Below are 16,870 nucleotides of genomic sequence, written 5' to 3'. Positions count from 1 at the left end.
AAGGACCGCTTCCCTGAGCGGTCCTTTTGTCATATAAAAAACGCTCGTTCCGATAGACGGAATGAGCGTTTTACAGTCTTTGAACTTAAAGTGTCGCGAGAATACCGTCGGCAATCGCTTGGGCATAACGTGCCTGATAAGCGGGGTCTGCCAGTTTCGCACGATCTGACGCATTCGATAGGAAACCGAGTTCCGCCAGGACGGCCGGTGCCTGCGTTCCGCGAATGACAGCATAATTGGCAAAGTGGACACCGCGGTCGCGCATGCCGGCGTAACCTGTCAGCCGTTGCTGAATCGCCTGTGCGAGCTGAACGGAAGTTGTTCCCTTATAGTAGTAACTTTCCGCACCGGACGCACTGGTACCATTCGAAGCATTGATATGGATGCTGACGAACCGTGACGTCGACAAAGCGTTTGCCATCGCACTCCGGTCGCCGAGTGACGGATAATAATCGTTTGTGTAGCGTGTTAACGTCAAATCCACTTTTCCTGCCAGCAGACCGGCGACTTGACGGGCAACAGACAGGACGATGTCCCGTTCTGCGAGTCCTGCCCGGACAGCGCCCGGATCGTAAGCACCGTGTCCGGGATCGAGAACGATCAACGGACGATTCGCCGGGCTCGGTTGGAACAGCGTCAAATAAGTGGCTTCGACATAGCCCCGGCGTCCGTCCGCTGTTTGGACTGCGACGAAACCGCGTGTCTGATGGAACGTGTTTGTCACGAGAAGCGGTGTACCGCGTCCGAGACGGGTCACTTGTCCGCTGAGGACGGAAGCGGATGCCCGTAAGGCGACGGTGCTTCCGGCATCAATCAGGACATACATCTTGCTGCCGCTGTAATCAGCCGTTCCGGCAGTCGGGACGGTCGGAGAAGCCGTACCTTTTTTTAAATACGTCCCCATGACATATCCGGTTTTCCCGCCGTAACTGATTTTGTGCCAGTTGGAGCTGACGGATAAGGACTGGACGACTTGATTGCTCGGAATCGTCATCAACAGCTTGCCCGAGGTCGTCGGTGCAGTCCGGAAGTTCAGCCGTTCCGTCGTCGTATAGGCTGTGGACGATGCCGCCACTTTCTTTAGATAGGCACCCGATACGAAACCGGTTTTATTGTTATACGTCACTTTGTACCAATTGCCGTCACGGAAGCTCGACGTAACCGTCGTCTTGACCGGAATGGTCAAAAGGCGGGCTGAAGATGTCGAAGCAGCCTGACGCAACGATAAAGCATCCGTCGTCTGGTAGGCCGTCCCGCTGACGACTTTCGTTAAGTATTGACCGAGTACGTAACCGGTCTTTCCGCTGTGGGTGACACGATACCAGTCACCAATCCGGTAGTTGGACGTCAGCGACGTTTTTTTCGGGATCGTCGTTAATTTTTTGGAGGAAACCGAGTCGGACGAACGTAAATTCAGTAAATCTGTCGTTTGATAGGTCGTTTTCGTAAACGTTACACCGGAAGCAGCCGATACTAATGAGGACGGAAAAGCGATGGTCACCAGAAGCAAAAGTACTAGCGTCATTGTGAGGATTTTAGTTAATTTGTCCATTAAATTTCCAGTCTCCTTTTAAGTAGAATAAATACGTAGAAAAGCTTATATAGTCAATTAAGTATTTTTAAAATAGTTTAATTTATAATTTATCTGTTCCGTTCTATCTCCTTTCTGTTAATATGAAGTGTAGTCAAGTGACAACCAATGAGAGAAAAATATTACAGAATAATTAAATATATAATAAAATTATATATTAAAGAGGCAAATTGTAGTTTATTTTATTTCAAAAAACATACAATTGAAACATAATTGAAATATTTATGTTTAATTTAGGAAAGTGGGTTAACAAATGGGATCGAGTGAACATATCTACCGAGAACTGATGGAAATTGAAGAGGAATACCGTCGTCTGCAACGGCGCGCTGAATATTTAATCGCAGAATTAAGTCGGGGAACAAGTGATTCGGCAAAAGAAGTTGCCGTGACACAGGAACGTCCGCTCAAGCAACGCCGAGTCAACCAACGTTACCCACTGGAAGTTTATGTGCATCAAATCAGCGACTTGATGCGTGAACGCGAATCAATGTCGGCACGGGACATTCAAATGGAACTGGAACTCCGGTACCGTCACCAAATCAGCAACATCTATCAACTGATGGCAAAAGTGGAACAAGCGAATCCGGCGATTAAAAAAGTCGGACGCGGCATCTATACATATGATCCATCTGCAGAAGTCCCAATCTTCATGTGAGCCGCTCGTCGGCTCTTTTTTTTTATGATATAATTCGCGCAGGAGCGTGATGTTATTATGTTATGGACGGCGTCCATTGTCTGTTTTATCGCGGCCTTACTGATCACACCCGTCGTAAAACGCTTTGCGATTGCCGTCGGTGCCGTTGACAGTCCGGACGCACGAAAAGTACACGTACGAATTATGCCGCGTTTAGGCGGTCTTGCGATTTACATTGCATTTATGATCGGTTACTTTATTTTGCAACCTTCAAGCCCGTATGCGACACATATTCTGGTCGGAGGCTTTGTCGTGATTTTGACAGGCGCACTCGATGACCGTTTTCAATTAAATGCCCGACTGAAACTGATGGGGCAGATCGTTGCGGCCGTGGTCGTCTTAAACGGCGGGATCCGGATCGAGTTTATCAATCTGCCGTTCGATCAACAATTGTATCTCGGCTGGTGGAGTGTCCCGCTGACGTTTCTCTGGGTCATCGGCATCACGAATGCCGTCAACCTGATTGACGGACTGGACGGACTGGCGGCAGGGGTTTCAAGTATCGTCCTGCTGACCCTGATCAGCCTGGCCGTCATCCAGGGCAATGTCTACGTGACGATTGTCGCAATTCTTTTATTGATGAGTACATTCGGTTTTCTGTTCCACAACTTTTATCCGGCCAAGATTTTTATGGGAGACACCGGTGCGTTATTCCTCGGATACATGTTGGGTGTCCTGTCGTTGCTTGGTTTCAAGAACGTCACCCTGTTTTCACTCGCAGTGCCGGTCATCCTGCTCGGCATCCCGATTTCCGATACGCTGTTTGCGATTGTGCGCCGGGTATTACAGGGAAAACCACCGTTTGCACCGGATAAAGCCCATCTGCATCACCGGTTACTTGACCTTGGATTTACGATGCGGCAGGCGGTACTCGTCATTTACGGACTGTGTGCCGTCTTCGGGATGACAGCGGTCCTGTTTTCACAAACGACTTCGCTGGGAGCACTCGTTTCCTTGCTGATGTTATTGCTCGTACTCGATATTTTAGTCGAATCGCTTGGATTACTGGGCGAGCGCTATCGACCGTTACTGAATTTGCTGGAACGAATGACATCAAAATGACCAATCAGCCGCTCAAAGGAATTTGGGCGGCTGATTTGGCGAATAGGGGAGTCAAGATGAATCCGATTGAACGAGCCGACCGAATTATCTATCTGGATGTGTTGCGGGGATTCGCTTTATGCGGCATCCTCTTTGTTAATATGCCGAGCTTTCTCGGCGAACGTTTCACGCGTGAGATGGGGAGCACCGATCAGCTGTTGCGTCTCCTGTTTGACCTGTTCATCCAAACAAAATTCTATACGTTGTTCAGCGTTTTATTCGGAGCCGGCTTCATTCTGTTCATCAACCGCTTGCGGGTAAAACGCAAATCACTGTGGATTTTTGTCCGCCGTTTACTCGCTTTATTTCTGTTCGGTCTCATCCATCTGCTGTTTTGGAGAGGGGATATTCTGCAGACGTATGCCCTGTGCGGTTTGATGCTGCTTGCGTTCGTTCAGACACGACCATCAACAAAACTGTGGATTGGTCTTGCCTTACAGCTGTATGTCTTCTTTCGGTATCTGTCGATTTATCAATATGCCGAGTCTGTCGGGGACCGGTCGATTCCGGACCCGGATATGACCCTGCAATCGATCGTGGCGGCACGTGACATCATAGAATTCGTCACCTATCATGCGACCGTTCAATTACCGCACGGCTTAAACAATTCACTGGCGATTTGGCCGGAAATTCTTTCCCTGTTTTTAATCGGGGCTTACTTGATGGAACGGTTCACGGTCCGCCCGCCGGCGACCCGGACAATCGGTCTTGTGTTTGGTGCCAGTCTATTGCTGTCGTTACCGTTACTCTATCCGATCGTTCAGATTCATCAGGGTCGTTTCCCGGATGGACTGGCCAACTACTTTTTTGTCTGGCTGTCGGGGCGCACACTCGCTGTTGCCTATGCGGCGGGGATTGCCTTACTCGTCCGGTCAGGACGTCCGTTAATGGGGTTTCAAGTGTTGGGACGGATGGCGTTGACGAATTACCTCACGCAGACGCTTGTCTTTACACTGGTGCTCTTCGTGACCGGTCGATACGGGACGATTCCGCTCTGGCAGGGAACGTTACTGGTGATCGTCGTACTAGTCATGCAAATCCTGTTCTCGAGCTGGTACCTGAAACGGTATCGTCAAGGTCCTGTCGAGACTGTTTGGAGAACTGTCACATATGGCGGGAAAAAATCATCAAACGTCTGAATGGTCACAGAAAATTTACACAGTTTTCGTATAATTCAGCGCGGAGGTGGTCATATGAACAGATGGATTGAAATTTTTATCGTGTCCTTGAAGCTCGGATTAACGTCATTTGGCGGACCCGTCGCCCATTTAGGATACTTTTACGAGGAATACGTCAAGCGAAGGAAGTGGGTGGATGAGAAAGCCTATGCCGATCTCGTCGCCCTTTGCCAATTCTTGCCGGGACCGGCTTCGAGTCAGGTCGGGATGGGGATTGGTCTTGTCCGGGGTGGAGTCGTCGGGGCAATCGTCTCATTCATCGGCTTTACGTTACCATCAAGTATTCTGTTGATCCTTTTTGCGTTGCTCGCAACCGAATTTGATTTAACGGAAGCCGGTTTCATCCATGGTCTGAAACTGGTTGCGGTCGCCATCGTTGCGGATGCGGTTCTCGGTATGGGAACAAAACTTGCAGTTGGTCCGAAACGGTTATTTTTAATGCTGCTGGCGTTGGCCGGTGTCTTGTTGCTCGCCCATCCACTCGCGCAAGTCGGTGTCTTGCTTGTTGCGGCATTGATTGGTCTGTTTTGGTTTGAAGATGAGCCTGCAGGTGGCGGGAAACTAGATATTCGTGTGCCGCGTCTTCTCAGCATCGGTGCCTTGATCTTGTTCGTCGTCCTGCTCGTCGTGACACCGGTTTTAGCGAATGTCGCAACCGGAAATCTCCAACTGACGAGTATCATGTACAGTGCAGGTGCACTCGTGTTTGGTGGTGGACATGTCGTCCTGCCATTCTTGCAGCAGTCGCTCGTGCCGGACTTTTTGACGGGTGACAGTTTCTTAGCCGGATATGCGGCAGCTCAAGCCGTCCCGGGTCCACTTTTTACCTTCGCGACGTATCTTGGAACGGTCGTGAACGGGCTGCTGGGCGGAATCCTTGCGACCCTCGCCATCTTCCTGCCTGGATTTTTACTTGTCCTTGGTGTCCTGCCGTTTTGGGACCGGGTCCGTGGTAACAAACAGGTCGGACGGATGTTGATTGGTGTCAATGCAGCCGTTGTCGGAATTCTGCTTGCTGCGTTATATGATCCGATCTTCACGTCGAGCATAAAAACAGGAGTCGATTTTTTCGTTGCGTTCGGTTTGTTTTGTCTGCTTCGATTTTATAAACAATCACCGCTCCGGATTGTTATCCTCGGTGCGGTGATTGGATCGATCATGGGCTGGTTCTGATTGACGTTAAACGTACGAGCTTTTACAGCTGAAAAGGGCATGACTTAAAAAAGAATCACTTCTCTTTTCACGCCCTTTCCTCAGGCGAGACACAAGCCAGTGTTCCTGCCTCATTCAGGCAGGAACCCGGGTCTTGTTCGTCTCTGACAGCGCAAAAATCCGCTTTTTCCTGTAGGAGTGGCGTGAAGCGAGTGATTCTTTTTTGTACGTGATGAGGGTGGCAGATTATTATTCTGCCACCCTCATCTTTGTGTAAAGACTGACTTTTGAGTCAGCCCCTTGTTCTATTTGATCAGTCACGCATTAGACACATCGTCACGTTCGAGTGTCACGAGGACGATTGCGTCCTGTCTGACTTGATGAACAGGCCGGAATCCGAATTGGCGATACAAGGCGATGGCTGGTTCGTTTAAGGCGGCCGTCGAAACGAAGCGGAGCAGTTGTTTTTCACAGGCATATCGGAGCAGTTGCGTGGCGATACCTTGACGAAAATAATCCGGGGAAACGAGTAACCGGGTGATGGTCTCACCGTCGACTGTTACTGCTCCGACGAGTCGTCCGTCGAGACGCATGATATAACCGGACGGGTGTTCCTCGCGTAACGCGGCTTCCGTCTGAAGAAGCGGTGGAAAGAAAGTGACACCGATTAAATCGGCCTCGACCCGGTACGCTTGTTGCTGGAGCCGGTAAAGTTCGGGATAATCAGTTACTTTCAACGGTTGAATCATCGGTAACCTCCGGTGTGGATGTCGATTCATCGGCAGTCTCCGGTAAGTTCAACTGTTCCTTTAACATCGTTTTCGCATCGGCAAGAGAACCTGGATCGAGCTGATAATAGTAGGCACCGTTAATCTTGACATCCGCCCCTTTTAAATCAATCCGGTTGACGGTATTCAAGGATTTGACGAACGGCTGTAATTGGAACGCTTCCGTCAGGGACATGTTTGTCGTGAAATTATCACCGGTCGCATCCATTAACTTATTCAGCTTTGTGATGGATCCAAAGGATGTCGATTGATCGATGATCGCTTGAACAACCTGTTGTTGGCGTTTCGTCCGTCCGATATCTCCTTCTGGATCTTCGTAACGCATCCGGGCATAGGCAAGAGCTTCCTCACCGTTTAAGCGTTGAAGACCGGGCTCGAGCTTGACGCCTCCTTTTTTATCGGAAGAGTTTAACGTATCGATTGGTAATTTGACATCGACTTCAATGCCGCCGACAGCATCGACAATCGCAACGACACCATTGAAATTGATTGAACCGTAATAATCAATCGGGATATCAAGCAGCTTTTCGACGGTCTCAATCGTTGAATCAATGCCGCCGAACGCATAGGAATGATTGATTTTATCTTCGTACCCGACAGATGGGATCATGACGAGGGAATCACGAGGAATACTCAGTAAACTGACTTGTTTATTCGTTTTGTTGAATGTTGCGACAATCATCGTATCGGCACGTGAGGACGTATCACCCGGACGTTCATCCGTTCCGACGAGCAGGACGGAAAAATGATCTTTCGTTAAGTCGACGGCAGCTGCCCGCTTATCTGATTTATCTCCACGTGACAGTTCGACTTCTGATTGTTTGGCGGTTTGGAACGTTTTATTAGCGACATAGGCAAATGCAGCACCTCCAGCGATAAATACGACTAGAAAAACGGTGACGAACACTTTAAACCACGACCGCTTTGGTTTTGGTTTGGTAGAACGGGATCGTTTGGAATCATCCACGATTCATTACTCCTTAATTTACTGAATTATTAGAAAACTTTTAAATTCTTTACAATCAGTATAGCAGGTCAAGGTTGAATGTCACGTTCGACATAGCGCGAATGCGTTTTCTCGAGCAGGGCTTGCCCGTTCGTCAAATTCGTCATCCACTCAAGGAAGGCGGGGACGGCTGTTTCCTCGACCCAGACATCGATTTTGACATGATCAAGATAATGAATCTGATCAATGATGTGTTCGGTTGCCCGTAATTCATTTTCCAGCTTTCCGAGCCAGGTGTAGTCGACCGTGATTTCCACTAAATCGTGGGCAATCCGTTCAACGATACCGACAGCGTTCAGGCCTTCCGAGACACTCGAGCCGTAAGCCCGGATCAATCCGCCGCCGCCGAGCTTGATGCCGCCGAAGTATCGGGTCACGACGACGACCGTATTGCGGAGATTCCGTTTTTTTAAGACTTCCAGCATCGGGACGCCTGCCGTTCCACTCGGTTCGCCGTCATCATTGGCTTTTTGAATCTCATTGCGTTCGCCGATGATGTAGGCGGAGCAATTATGATTGGCATCCGAATGTTTTTTTTTGAGGTCCGCAATGAAGCGCTGAGCCTCTTCTTCCGAGGTGGCACGCGCCAAATATGTAATAAATCGTGACTTTTGGATAATGATTTCATGGAAACCGTTTTCTTTTACTGTATAATAATTAAATAATGTCATAATCAAAAATGTCCTCCTCGTTAACTAGTTCTTTCTAGCATAACGACGATTTGAGAGAGAGACAACCGTGGGGACTGGCAAGGAACGGAGGGAGTAGTATGACGAATGAGATGGGGGAGCGACTGTCCTTGAATGATATCGTACAGAACATCATTGGTGTCGTAGAAGAAAGCCGGGAAGAAATCGTCCGGATTACCGAAAGTTCACGTGAGCAGTATGCTGAAATTCAGCAGGAGCTACGGGAGTTGAAGACACGTGTTCACGACTACATTAAAGAAGCTGAACGGCTGGAACGACACATTAAGGATTCGAAAGCGCGACTCGTTATCGTGAGCAAAAACTTCGACAACTACTCGGAACAAGATATTCGTTCTGCTTATGAGACGGCGAACTCGCTTCAGCTCGAGTCATTCATCAATCAACGCGATGAGATGAACTGCCGCAAACGGCGGGACGAGCTCGAACGACGTTTGATTCAACTGGACGAAACGATAGAACGTGCCGACATGCTGATCAGCCGTGTTTCGGTCGTGTTGAATTTCCTGACGGACGACATGCAGGTCATGAACGAAAAGTACGAAAAAGCGATGCAAAAACAAGAGATGGGTTTAAAAGTATTCCAGTCGGCAGAGAATGAGCGCCGCCGCCTGTCGCGGGATATGCATGACGGTCCTGCGCAGACGCTTGCCCACGTGTTGATCCGGGCTGATTTGATTGAAAAGATTCACCAGCATAATGGCGCGGAAGCGGCCTTTGAAGAAATACATCGTCTGCGGAAATTGATTCGTGATGGATTAGCTGACATTCGACGTATCATCTATGATTTACGGCCGATGACGCTGGATGATCTCGGATTCGTCCCGACACTTGAACGCTATTTACGACATATGCAGGAAATTTCCAACATCCCGATTCACTTTAATTATCTCGGAGGCGGCGAACGGATTGAGTCCACATATGAAGTCGCCGTCTTCCGAATTGTGCAGGAAGCGGTCCAAAATGCAGTTAAGCATTCCAAAGCAGGGGACATTCGTATTATCATAGAACAGTATCAACATTCCGTTCGAATTCATGTTAAAGATAACGGGATCGGATTTGATTTTGATTCCATCGTCGAATCGTGTGATGAGTCATTCGGACTGATCGGGATGCGGGAACGGATTGAATTGATAGACGGGGAATTTGAGATTGAGACGCAGCCAGGTAAAGGGACAGTCATCAAGGTAAGGATTCCAGTTGAGGAATCCGGAGTGAGAGGAGAAACACTGTGAATAACGAGCAAGTAAAAGTAGTCATCATCGACGATCATCAGTTATTCCGGGAAGGCGTCAAACGGATTCTTGATTTCGAAGAAGAGTTCGTCGTCGTCGCGGAGGGCGAGAGTGGAGCAGACGTGATTCCACTCGTTGAAGCACATCAGCCGGATATCGTCTTAATGGATATAAATATGCCGAAAGTCAACGGGGTCGAAGCAACGAAACGTTTGATGGAAGTCCATCCGGAAGTCCGGGTCATCATCCTGTCAATCCATGACGATGAAACGTATGTCATGCATGCGCTTGGAGCAGGGGCGGTCGGTTATCTCTTAAAAGAGATGGCGACGGATGAACTGGTCAATGCGATCCGGTCTGTGTACCGGGAAGGCGGATATGTCCACCCGAAAGTCACACCGAACCTGTTACAGGAATACCGTCGTCTGATGAAGATGAAGCAGACGATGTCTTCACAACCGATTGAAAAACGTGTCGCCGAAGCACCGTTACATGTGTTGACACGCCGGGAATGTGAAGTCCTGCAGCTGCTCGCGGACGGTTTCTCGAACCGGGCGATCAGCGATACGTTGTTCATCAGTGAGAAAACCGTTAAAAACCACGTATCCTCTATTTTACGTAAGATGAATGTACCCGATCGGACCGGTGCTGTCGTCGAAGCGATTCGCCGCGGCTGGGTCGTCGTCGTTTAAGGTCAGGACGGAAGCCGATTCGGCTCCGTCTTTCTTTTTTTTAGACTTCAACCTGTGATATGATAAAAACCGATTGTGACCTGTCAGAATACCTTATGTCACGACGGAACTCTTAAAAGCGAGGAAATTCACGAATGAGCCAGATTGTGATTTTAACGGATAGTACTGCCTATCTGCCAACTACCTATTGTGAAGAAAACAATGTCCATGTTGCACCGCTTAGTGTCATCTTTGACGGAGATGCGTATCGTGAAGGACTCGATATTTCCGTACCTGATTTTTATCAACGGATTCAGACAGGAAGTTTACCGACGACCTCACAGCCGAACATCGGTGATCTTGTTGATTCGTTTGAACAACTTCCGCAAGGGACGGATATCATCGGTATCACGTTATCAAGCGGAATCAGTGGGACGTACCAGGCCTTACATACGATTAACATGATGATCGAACACGTTCAGGTCCATCCGATTGATTCGCGGATTTCCTGTATGCCGCAAGCCTTTTTAGTCAAAGAAGCCGTTCGGATGCGTGATGCCGGTGCGACAGCGCTTGACATCGTCGCCCGTCTTGAAGCATTAAAAGAAGTCATCCGTGCCTATTTCGTGGTCGATGACTTGGAACACCTCCAACGCGGCGGACGTCTCAGCATGACGCAAGCCGTCGTTGGTTCTTTCCTGAAAATCAAACCGGTTCTCCATTTCGTCGACGGGAAAATCGTGCCGTTCGAAAAAATCCGGACGTTCAAACGGGCCGTCAAACGGATTGAGGAAATGATGGACGAGACGATTCAAGGAACAGGTGCCGGTCATGTCATCGGTGTCATCCATGCGGAAGATTCGTCCAAAGCGGAAGCAGAAATTGCCGTCTTACAGGAACGGTTCCCGGATGCCCGGATTGAGATGAGTGTGTTTGGTCCCGTCATCGGAACCCACTTAGGACCCGGTGCAATCGGTATTACCTGGTATCAAGAAGCGTAACCCTGTATTATCCATAGGACATACAACGAACAACGGCGTATCTGCGAAAGCAGGTACGTTTTTTTCGTCCCGTTATTCCAAATAGGGGCTTTCAAGCGGCGGCAGGAAGTCCGTCCGTCTTGCCGAAAGGGAGAGTCAGTCAACGAAAGGAAGTGACTTATGGATTTACGTGGACGATTGATTCCCGACTACCGGCTCGACATGTCGGTCGATGCTCCTCTTGAATACCGGCCGGCTGTCACGTGGCGTTGCGAGCGGTGCGGAAAATTACCGACCCGCGGACCGTGTACGTGCGGGAAACGCTGTTATTACTGCCGCCATTGTTTGATTTTCGGCAAACTGCGGACGTGTGACCGCCTTGTCACGGATCCGCGCCCGCTTGACCCCGTCCGTCCCGATTATCATACGGAACTGAATTTGACGAGTGATCAGCAACGGATTGCCGATGCGATTATCCGGACGATTGATCAACAAGAGAAGCTGCTTGTCCATGCCGTCTGCGGCGCCGGAAAAACGCCGATGTTGTTTCCGGGCATCGAACGGGCACTTTGTACGAATCGCCGTGTCCTGATCACGACGCCGCGCGCGGACGTCGTCCGGGAATTGACAGGGCATCTGAGACGGGCGTTTCAACAGGCAACCATCGTTTCGTTGTTTGGAGGGTCCGCTGACCGGTTGGGACTCGGCGACATCACAATCAGTACGACCCATCAATTGATTCATTACCGCGCGTGTTTTGACGTCGTCTTCATTGATGAGGTCGATGCCTTTCCGTACCGGACCGATCGGACGTTACACCGCTATGTCCGTCAGGCGACGGCTCCCGGTTCTTCTTTGATTTTACTCAGTGCGACACCTTCGTTGCGCGATCAACGCCTGCCAACGGTTCGTTTGATGCGCCGCTATCATGGTTTTCCGTTGCCGATTCCCCGCCTGCAGATTCCCTATACGAAACAGGATATCGTAGACTGGCTTCGGACGCATGCGACTAAACCACGTCTGTTGTTCGTGCCGCAAGTCGCGGCGCTTGAGACATGGCAGACCTTTTTGCATCAGCAGGGGATCGAGTGCGAAACCGTCCATGCTGCAGATCCGGAGCGGGTCACAAAGGTCGCCCGTTTCCGTCAGACGACCGGTATTTTGTTGACAACGACGATCCTCGAACGGGGCGTGACGTTAGTCGACGTTCAAGTGGCAGTTCTCGATGCCGATCAATCTTTCAGCAGTGCGGCCTTGATTCAAATCAGCGGACGGGTCGGACGAAATGCTGATTTTCCGGAAGGGGACGTCGTATTTTTTGCGAATGACCGGTCCGATGCGATGTACCAAGCGATTCATCACATTAAACGAGCGAACCGGGAGGGATTTCGATGAACTGTTACCTGTGCAGGCAGGACTTTTTACCCGGCTGGACGTTATCAAATGTCTGGACTAGTCAAACCCTGTGTCCGACCTGTAAAATAGAATTTGTAAAAAGAGGGGAATGCGGAGGGTGTGAGGATTGCGGAAAACCGGGACTGCCGCTCTGTCCGGATTGTCAGAACTGGCGCAACCAGGGACGACGATTGGTCACGCACCCGCTATTTCTTTATCAGACACAAGCAAAGGCGTTCATGAAAAGGTATAAGTTTCTCGGGGACACGGCTTTGCTCGACGTGTTTAAAACAGAGCTCAAAAAGGTAAAAGTCAAACAGGATTGGATTGTCCCGATTCCGCTCAGTCCGGAACGTTTGCGCGAACGCCGATTCAATCAGGCGGAACTGATCGCCCGGATGATGCGGGGACGGGTCCGGCTTGTGCTGGAACGGACGGACGGAGTCGCATTCAGTCATCAGACGAGGCACGAACGACTGGAACGGGACAATCCGTATCACGTCATTCAGCCGGTGACCGGAAAAACGATTTTGCTGGTCGATGACGTCTATACGACCGGAATCACCTTGCACCAAGCGGCTTCACGGCTTTATGAAGCCGGCGCCAAAGAAATTTCTGCGGTAACTTTATTTCGAAGTGTTTAAAAAATCTTCATTCCTGCCGATATTCAATATGAGGTGAAGGAAATGGATGTATTAAACTGCAAAACTTGCGGGAAGTTATTTGTTCGTCAATCTTCTGATCTGTGTGTCGATTGTATCAGAAAAGATCATACTGATTTTGAGAAGGTGCGTGAGTTCCTGCGAGAACGGCGAAAAGTCCGAACCTCACCTAAAGATGTTGAGATGGCTATCGGAGTAAAGAGAGAAACGGTCTTCCGTTACATTAAAGAAGGGCGATTGTTGATCTCTGAAATTTCTCAGATGGAGATCATGTGTGAGAGTTGCGGGAAGCCCTCCCGTGATGGCACGATTTGTGCCGAATGTCGCGAAAAATTGCGACGTGAACTCGCTCAAGCGATGCTTGATTCTTCTGCCCCTTCGAAACCGCGAACGTATCGAACTTGAATTAAGAATCTTGTAGTCTAGAAAGCAGGTGTTCACATGCGAATTGATTCTACGAAGTGGGTTAACATGCCTAAGACGTACGAAAAAAATCAAAAAGTAGAAGGAACAGAACCAACACGCACGAATCGGCCGGATGAAGTGACGATTTCAAGCGAAGCGCGGTTGCGCTTTAACGAAACGACGCCTTCACGGACCGAAAAAATCGAATCCCTTCGACAAGCCATTCAGGATGGAACCTATAAACCGGATGCGAAGAAAATCGCGGAACGTTTCTTGAACTTGTAAGAAGACTAACTTAAACAATAGAGGCGACTCGGGGCACGGATGCGCGGGTCGCTTTTTATATGAACGAACATAGACGGAGGAGGACAGGACGGATGGAACTCATCGATCAGCTGACGGCGGAACATGCCGCACTACTGGAACTGGCGGAAGAAAAAAAACAGGTCTTGATTCAAAATGATATGCCGCGTCTTTCGCAGCTCGTCAAGGAAGAACCGATTCATTTAAAACGAATCGAACAGTTGGAGCAGCAGCGTCTCGCTCAGATGGGGACGATGACGATGACGGAGTGGCTGCAAGCGCACCCGGAGGATGTCGATTCCATGCGTCGGTTGCTTCAAACGATTGGTCAGTTGAAGGTACTGAACGAGTTGAACGCTGACTTACTCACTCAATCGTTACACTATTTAAACTGGCATCTGGAATTGCTGATACCAGAAGCAGATGATTTTACATATGGTCAGTCCGCGCTTGATCGCGCACATTTCAATCGAAATGCTTAAGGAGGCAAATACATGGGTTCAACATTCATGGGGCTTGAAACCGGTCGTCGTGCACTGACGACGAATCAGTGGGCGCTCCAGTCGACCGGAAACAATATCGCCAATGCAGGAACGGCCGGCTTTTCACGGCAACGTCTTGTCATGGCGACGACAGAGCAATTGTCGATGGCAATCGGTACAGGTAAAATGGGACAAATCGGTACGGGTGTAAAAGGTGAACTCCTCGAACGTGTCCGCGATGTCATGCTCGATAAACAATATCGAGACGAGGCGACGAAGACATCTTACTATGGTACAAAAGAAGCAGCATTCGGTCGTATGGAAGATGTCATCAATGAACCGTCGGATACAGGCTTGTCTAAAGCATTTGACGGGTTTTGGGAATCCCTTCAGACCTTATCAACGAATCCCCAGGATTCAGGTGCCCGGAGTGTCGTCCGTCAAAAAGCGGAGACATTGACACAAACGTTTAATTACATGGCGAAGGCACTTAATCAAGTACAAGGTGACCTGAAAAGTGAAATTGAGGTCTCGACTAAAAAAGTAAATGATCTGTTCAAAAAGATTCATAATATCAATGCTGAAATCCATACAGTCGAACCGCTTGGTGTGTTACCAAATGCACTTTATGATGAACGAGACCGTTATTTCGATGAACTCGCAGAGTACGTTGATTTTGAAAAAGTATCAGTCGACGGTGATGCGATTCAGCAAGGAACACTTGGGAATACGGTTAAAACGGCAGAAGGTCGGATTGATGTTCGAATCAAATTACCGAATGGTGATAAGTTGCTTGCAGTGGATTCAGATTTACCAAAAGCAGGAACGTTGACCTTTACAACAGATGACAATGGTCTCTATACAGGATTCAAAACAGATTCACAAACGATCTCATTTGACGCAGCCGGTGGTTTTTCATCAGGTCGATTAATTGGTCTGATTGAGATGTACGGACACGTTGAGGATGGTCAAGCAACGGGTGAGTATGTCAATATGCAGGGACACCTGGATGAGATGGCAGCAACGTTTGCGACAGCATTCAACGAAGCTCATGCGACGAATGTAAAAAAAGACAAAACAGCGGGTACAAGTGAATTTTTTGTTTCTTCCAACGGAGGAGTAATCACAGCAAAGTCGATTACGCTTGGAGCAGACATTAAAAAGAGCCTGGATAACATTGCTACCTCGACAGACGGAAACATCGGTGATAGTGCCGGTGCCTTGAAACTGGCCAACATGAAAACGGCAAACATTCGTTTTGAACGATCCGATACGACGACGACAATCGGTTCGTTTTATCAAAATGTCATTGGAGATATGGCAGTCGCGACGGATCAGGTCGCTCGGCTCGGTCAGAGTTCTGCCGTTTTGATGGAAAGTGCGGAACAGCGCCGTATGTCGGTTTCGGCTGTTTCAATCGATGAAGAGATGACGATGATGATTCAGTACCAACATGCATACAACGCGGCAGCGCGTAATATTACTACGGTTGATGAGATGCTTGATAAAATCATCAATGGTATGGGAATCGTAGGACGGTGATGACTAAATGCGCGTAACACAAACGATGCTGACGAAAACAAATATCGGACATCTTTCCGCCAGTTATCAAAAACTGAGTGCGATGCAGGAACAATTAATCAGTGGAAAAAAGATTCAGCGACCATCTGAAGATCCGGTCGTCGCAATGCAAGGGATTCGTTACCGGACAGAAGTGCGTGAAGTCGAACAGTTCAAAAAAAATGTCAATGAAGCGACAGGTTGGATGGACTTGACGGACTCGGCGCTCAACGAAGTGACATCCGCCATGAGTCGGGTCCGCGAATTGACGACACAAGCTGCGACGGATACGTATGATGCTACGCAACGGAAAGCAATTCAGAGCGAAGTGGGTCAGCTGATTGAACATATCGGGACACTGGCGAACACGAAATATAATGAAAAAGCCATTTTTAATGGAACAAAGACGGATCAACCCTTCATTTCGATGGAAGGTCTGAAAGAATATTTAACAACACCGGGTAAGGCGGTTAATACCGTATTTACAGACGGTGATCCAACTCTAAAAGAAGAAGAAGTCATCCGTTATGAAATCTCTTCCGGAATTGAAGTTCAAGTCAACGTTTCACCGACAAATGTATTTAGTCCGGAAACGTTCACGACGCTCAAAAAATTATACGATGCTCTTGGTGGGGTTTCAGACGCAGGTGCCGTTGATAGTTCAAATAATGGAGCCGAATTATCAGGGATGTTAAAAGATCTTGATAGTATGCTCAATCAGACGGTCGAAACGCGTGCTGACCTTGGGGCGCGGGTCAACCGACTTGAACTGAACGCATCTCGTCTGGAAGATCAAGAAATTATCGCAAAATCGGTCATGTCGGATAACGAAGACATCGAAGCCGAAAAAGTCATCATGGAACTGAAGTCGTATGAAACGTTACATCGTGCGGCACTCAGCGCGGGGGCGCGGATCATTCAGCCAACCTTGCTTGATTTCTTACGTTAAGAAGGAGATGA

19 protein-coding genes are annotated in these 16,870 nt (G+C 48.8%); 15 read left to right on the top strand and 4 right to left on the bottom strand.

The window, feature by feature from the left end:
* Nucleotides 1-85: 85 nt before the first annotated feature.
* On the bottom strand, nucleotides 86-1,552 hold the full coding sequence (locus ABIC15_RS03715; protein ID WP_354019744.1) for an N-acetylmuramoyl-L-alanine amidase family protein: 1,467 nt from the start codon (nucleotides 1,550-1,552) through the stop codon (nucleotides 86-88).
* Between the two features lie 292 nt (nucleotides 1,553-1,844).
* Here ABIC15_RS03715 and ABIC15_RS03710 point away from each other — a divergent pair, with 292 nt between their 5' ends.
* From ABIC15_RS03710 to chrA, 4 genes are read left to right on the top strand one after another with little or no spacing between them, the layout of a single operon-like run.
* Complete coding sequence (locus ABIC15_RS03710; RefSeq protein ID WP_012371342.1) at nucleotides 1,845-2,246, top strand: Rok-like winged helix domain-containing protein; 402 nt, start codon at nucleotides 1,845-1,847, stop codon at nucleotides 2,244-2,246.
* Between the two features lie 57 nt (nucleotides 2,247-2,303).
* Nucleotides 2,304-3,347 (top strand): glycosyltransferase family 4 protein, encoded by a 1,044-nt coding sequence (locus tag ABIC15_RS03705; protein WP_012371341.1) that lies wholly within the window; start codon nucleotides 2,304-2,306, stop codon nucleotides 3,345-3,347.
* A gap of 56 nt (nucleotides 3,348-3,403) precedes the next feature.
* Nucleotides 3,404-4,525: a DUF418 domain-containing protein gene (locus ABIC15_RS03700; protein ID WP_354019743.1), complete on the top strand. Its 1,122-nt coding sequence runs from the start codon at nucleotides 3,404-3,406 to the stop codon at nucleotides 4,523-4,525.
* A 54-nt stretch (nucleotides 4,526-4,579) separates the two neighbouring features.
* Complete coding sequence (gene chrA, locus ABIC15_RS03695; protein ID WP_354019742.1) at nucleotides 4,580-5,737, top strand: chromate efflux transporter; 1,158 nt, start codon at nucleotides 4,580-4,582, stop codon at nucleotides 5,735-5,737.
* A 296-nt stretch (nucleotides 5,738-6,033) separates the two neighbouring features.
* Here the strand turns inward: chrA and ABIC15_RS03690 are convergent, their stop codons facing one another.
* The 3 genes from ABIC15_RS03690 to ABIC15_RS03680 form a co-directional block, all read right to left on the bottom strand.
* The gene (locus tag ABIC15_RS03690) at nucleotides 6,034-6,465 is read right to left on the bottom strand and encodes a GNAT family N-acetyltransferase (RefSeq protein ID WP_354019741.1); all 432 of its coding nucleotides are present in this window, start codon (nucleotides 6,463-6,465) and stop codon (nucleotides 6,034-6,036) included.
* Nucleotides 6,440-7,471, bottom strand: coding sequence for an LCP family protein (locus tag ABIC15_RS03685; protein ID WP_354019740.1), 1,032 nt, complete (start codon nucleotides 7,469-7,471; stop codon nucleotides 6,440-6,442). The genes ABIC15_RS03690 and ABIC15_RS03685 overlap by 26 nt, the downstream gene beginning before the upstream one ends.
* Before the next feature lie 68 nt (nucleotides 7,472-7,539).
* Complete coding sequence (locus tag ABIC15_RS03680) at nucleotides 7,540-8,181, bottom strand: YigZ family protein (protein WP_354019857.1); 642 nt, start codon at nucleotides 8,179-8,181, stop codon at nucleotides 7,540-7,542.
* Between the two features lie 98 nt (nucleotides 8,182-8,279).
* Between ABIC15_RS03680 and ABIC15_RS03675 the strand changes: the two genes are divergently transcribed.
* From ABIC15_RS03675 to flgL, 11 genes are all read left to right on the top strand, one after another.
* Nucleotides 8,280-9,452: a sensor histidine kinase gene (locus tag ABIC15_RS03675; protein WP_131502238.1), complete on the top strand. Its 1,173-nt coding sequence runs from the start codon at nucleotides 8,280-8,282 to the stop codon at nucleotides 9,450-9,452.
* Nucleotides 9,449-10,144 (top strand): response regulator, encoded by a 696-nt coding sequence (locus tag ABIC15_RS03670; protein ID WP_012371334.1) that lies wholly within the window; start codon nucleotides 9,449-9,451, stop codon nucleotides 10,142-10,144. Before ABIC15_RS03675 ends, ABIC15_RS03670 begins: the two co-directional genes overlap by 4 nt.
* A 134-nt stretch (nucleotides 10,145-10,278) precedes the next feature.
* Nucleotides 10,279-11,124, top strand: coding sequence for a DegV family protein (locus tag ABIC15_RS03665; protein WP_354019739.1), 846 nt, complete (start codon nucleotides 10,279-10,281; stop codon nucleotides 11,122-11,124).
* Nucleotides 11,125-11,283: 159 nt separating this feature from the next.
* Nucleotides 11,284-12,498, top strand: coding sequence for a helicase-related protein (locus ABIC15_RS03660; RefSeq protein WP_354019738.1), 1,215 nt, complete (start codon nucleotides 11,284-11,286; stop codon nucleotides 12,496-12,498).
* 127 nt (nucleotides 12,499-12,625) lie between these two features.
* A complete protein-coding gene (locus ABIC15_RS03655; RefSeq protein ID WP_354019737.1) occupies nucleotides 12,626-12,751 on the top strand; it encodes a hypothetical protein in 126 nt (41 codons plus the stop codon).
* On the top strand, nucleotides 12,738-13,142 hold the full coding sequence (locus ABIC15_RS03650; RefSeq protein ID WP_251135966.1) for a ComF family protein: 405 nt from the start codon (nucleotides 12,738-12,740) through the stop codon (nucleotides 13,140-13,142). The genes ABIC15_RS03655 and ABIC15_RS03650 overlap by 14 nt, the downstream gene beginning before the upstream one ends.
* Nucleotides 13,143-13,184: 42 nt before the next feature.
* Complete coding sequence (locus ABIC15_RS03645; protein WP_114595068.1) at nucleotides 13,185-13,565, top strand: hypothetical protein; 381 nt, start codon at nucleotides 13,185-13,187, stop codon at nucleotides 13,563-13,565.
* Between the two features lie 36 nt (nucleotides 13,566-13,601).
* Entirely contained in the window at nucleotides 13,602-13,850 is a 249-nt protein-coding gene (flgM, locus tag ABIC15_RS03640; protein ID WP_114595069.1) for a flagellar biosynthesis anti-sigma factor FlgM, read from the top strand.
* A 92-nt stretch (nucleotides 13,851-13,942) separates the two neighbouring features.
* Nucleotides 13,943-14,350 (top strand): flagellar protein FlgN, encoded by a 408-nt coding sequence (locus tag ABIC15_RS03635; protein WP_114595070.1) that lies wholly within the window; start codon nucleotides 13,943-13,945, stop codon nucleotides 14,348-14,350.
* Nucleotides 14,351-14,362: 12 nt separating this feature from the next.
* Nucleotides 14,363-15,892 carry a flagellar hook-associated protein FlgK gene (gene flgK / locus ABIC15_RS03630; RefSeq protein ID WP_114595071.1) on the top strand — a complete coding sequence of 510 codons (1,530 nt, stop codon included), beginning with the start codon at nucleotides 14,363-14,365 and terminating at the stop codon, nucleotides 15,890-15,892.
* A gap of 7 nt (nucleotides 15,893-15,899) precedes the next feature.
* Nucleotides 15,900-16,859, top strand: a complete 960-nt coding sequence (flgL, locus tag ABIC15_RS03625; RefSeq protein ID WP_131502233.1) for a flagellar hook-associated protein FlgL — start codon at nucleotides 15,900-15,902, stop codon at nucleotides 16,857-16,859.
* Nucleotides 16,860-16,870 lie beyond the last annotated feature (11 nt).

The sequence above is a fragment of the Exiguobacterium sp. PvP048 genome, from assembly GCF_040549175.1.
In the GTDB taxonomy this organism is placed as follows: Bacteria; Bacillota; Bacilli; order Exiguobacteriales; family Exiguobacteriaceae; genus Exiguobacterium_A; species Exiguobacterium_A artemiae.
This window is presented reverse-complemented; position numbering and strand designations above follow the sequence as displayed.

Bases quoted from the DNA above. Each gene is read 5' to 3' on its own strand.
- ABIC15_RS03715 (WP_354019744.1), bottom strand. From the start codon at position 1,552: ATGGACAAATTAACTAAAATCCTCACAATGACGCTAGTACTTTTGCTT.
- ABIC15_RS03710 (WP_012371342.1), top strand. From the start codon at position 1,845: ATGGGATCGAGTGAACATATCTACCGAGAACTGATGGAAATTGAAGAG.
- ABIC15_RS03690 (WP_354019741.1), bottom strand. From the start codon at position 6,465: ATGATTCAACCGTTGAAAGTAACTGATTATCCCGAACTTTACCGGCTC.
- ABIC15_RS03680 (WP_354019857.1), bottom strand. From the start codon at position 8,181: ATGACATTATTTAATTATTATACAGTAAAAGAAAACGGTTTCCATGAA.
- chrA (WP_354019742.1), top strand. From the start codon at position 4,580: ATGAACAGATGGATTGAAATTTTTATCGTGTCCTTGAAGCTCGGATTA.
- flgL (WP_131502233.1), top strand. From the start codon at position 15,900: ATGCGCGTAACACAAACGATGCTGACGAAAACAAATATCGGACATCTT.
- ABIC15_RS03700 (WP_354019743.1), top strand. From the start codon at position 3,404: ATGAATCCGATTGAACGAGCCGACCGAATTATCTATCTGGATGTGTTG.
- ABIC15_RS03650 (WP_251135966.1), top strand. From the start codon at position 12,738: ATGAAAAGGTATAAGTTTCTCGGGGACACGGCTTTGCTCGACGTGTTT.
- ABIC15_RS03665 (WP_354019739.1), top strand. From the start codon at position 10,279: ATGAGCCAGATTGTGATTTTAACGGATAGTACTGCCTATCTGCCAACT.
- ABIC15_RS03645 (WP_114595068.1), top strand. From the start codon at position 13,185: ATGGATGTATTAAACTGCAAAACTTGCGGGAAGTTATTTGTTCGTCAA.
- ABIC15_RS03660 (WP_354019738.1), top strand. From the start codon at position 11,284: ATGGATTTACGTGGACGATTGATTCCCGACTACCGGCTCGACATGTCG.
- ABIC15_RS03635 (WP_114595070.1), top strand. From the start codon at position 13,943: ATGGAACTCATCGATCAGCTGACGGCGGAACATGCCGCACTACTGGAA.
- ABIC15_RS03675 (WP_131502238.1), top strand. From the start codon at position 8,280: ATGACGAATGAGATGGGGGAGCGACTGTCCTTGAATGATATCGTACAG.
- ABIC15_RS03705 (WP_012371341.1), top strand. From the start codon at position 2,304: ATGTTATGGACGGCGTCCATTGTCTGTTTTATCGCGGCCTTACTGATC.
- flgM (WP_114595069.1), top strand. From the start codon at position 13,602: ATGCGAATTGATTCTACGAAGTGGGTTAACATGCCTAAGACGTACGAA.
- flgK (WP_114595071.1), top strand. From the start codon at position 14,363: ATGGGTTCAACATTCATGGGGCTTGAAACCGGTCGTCGTGCACTGACG.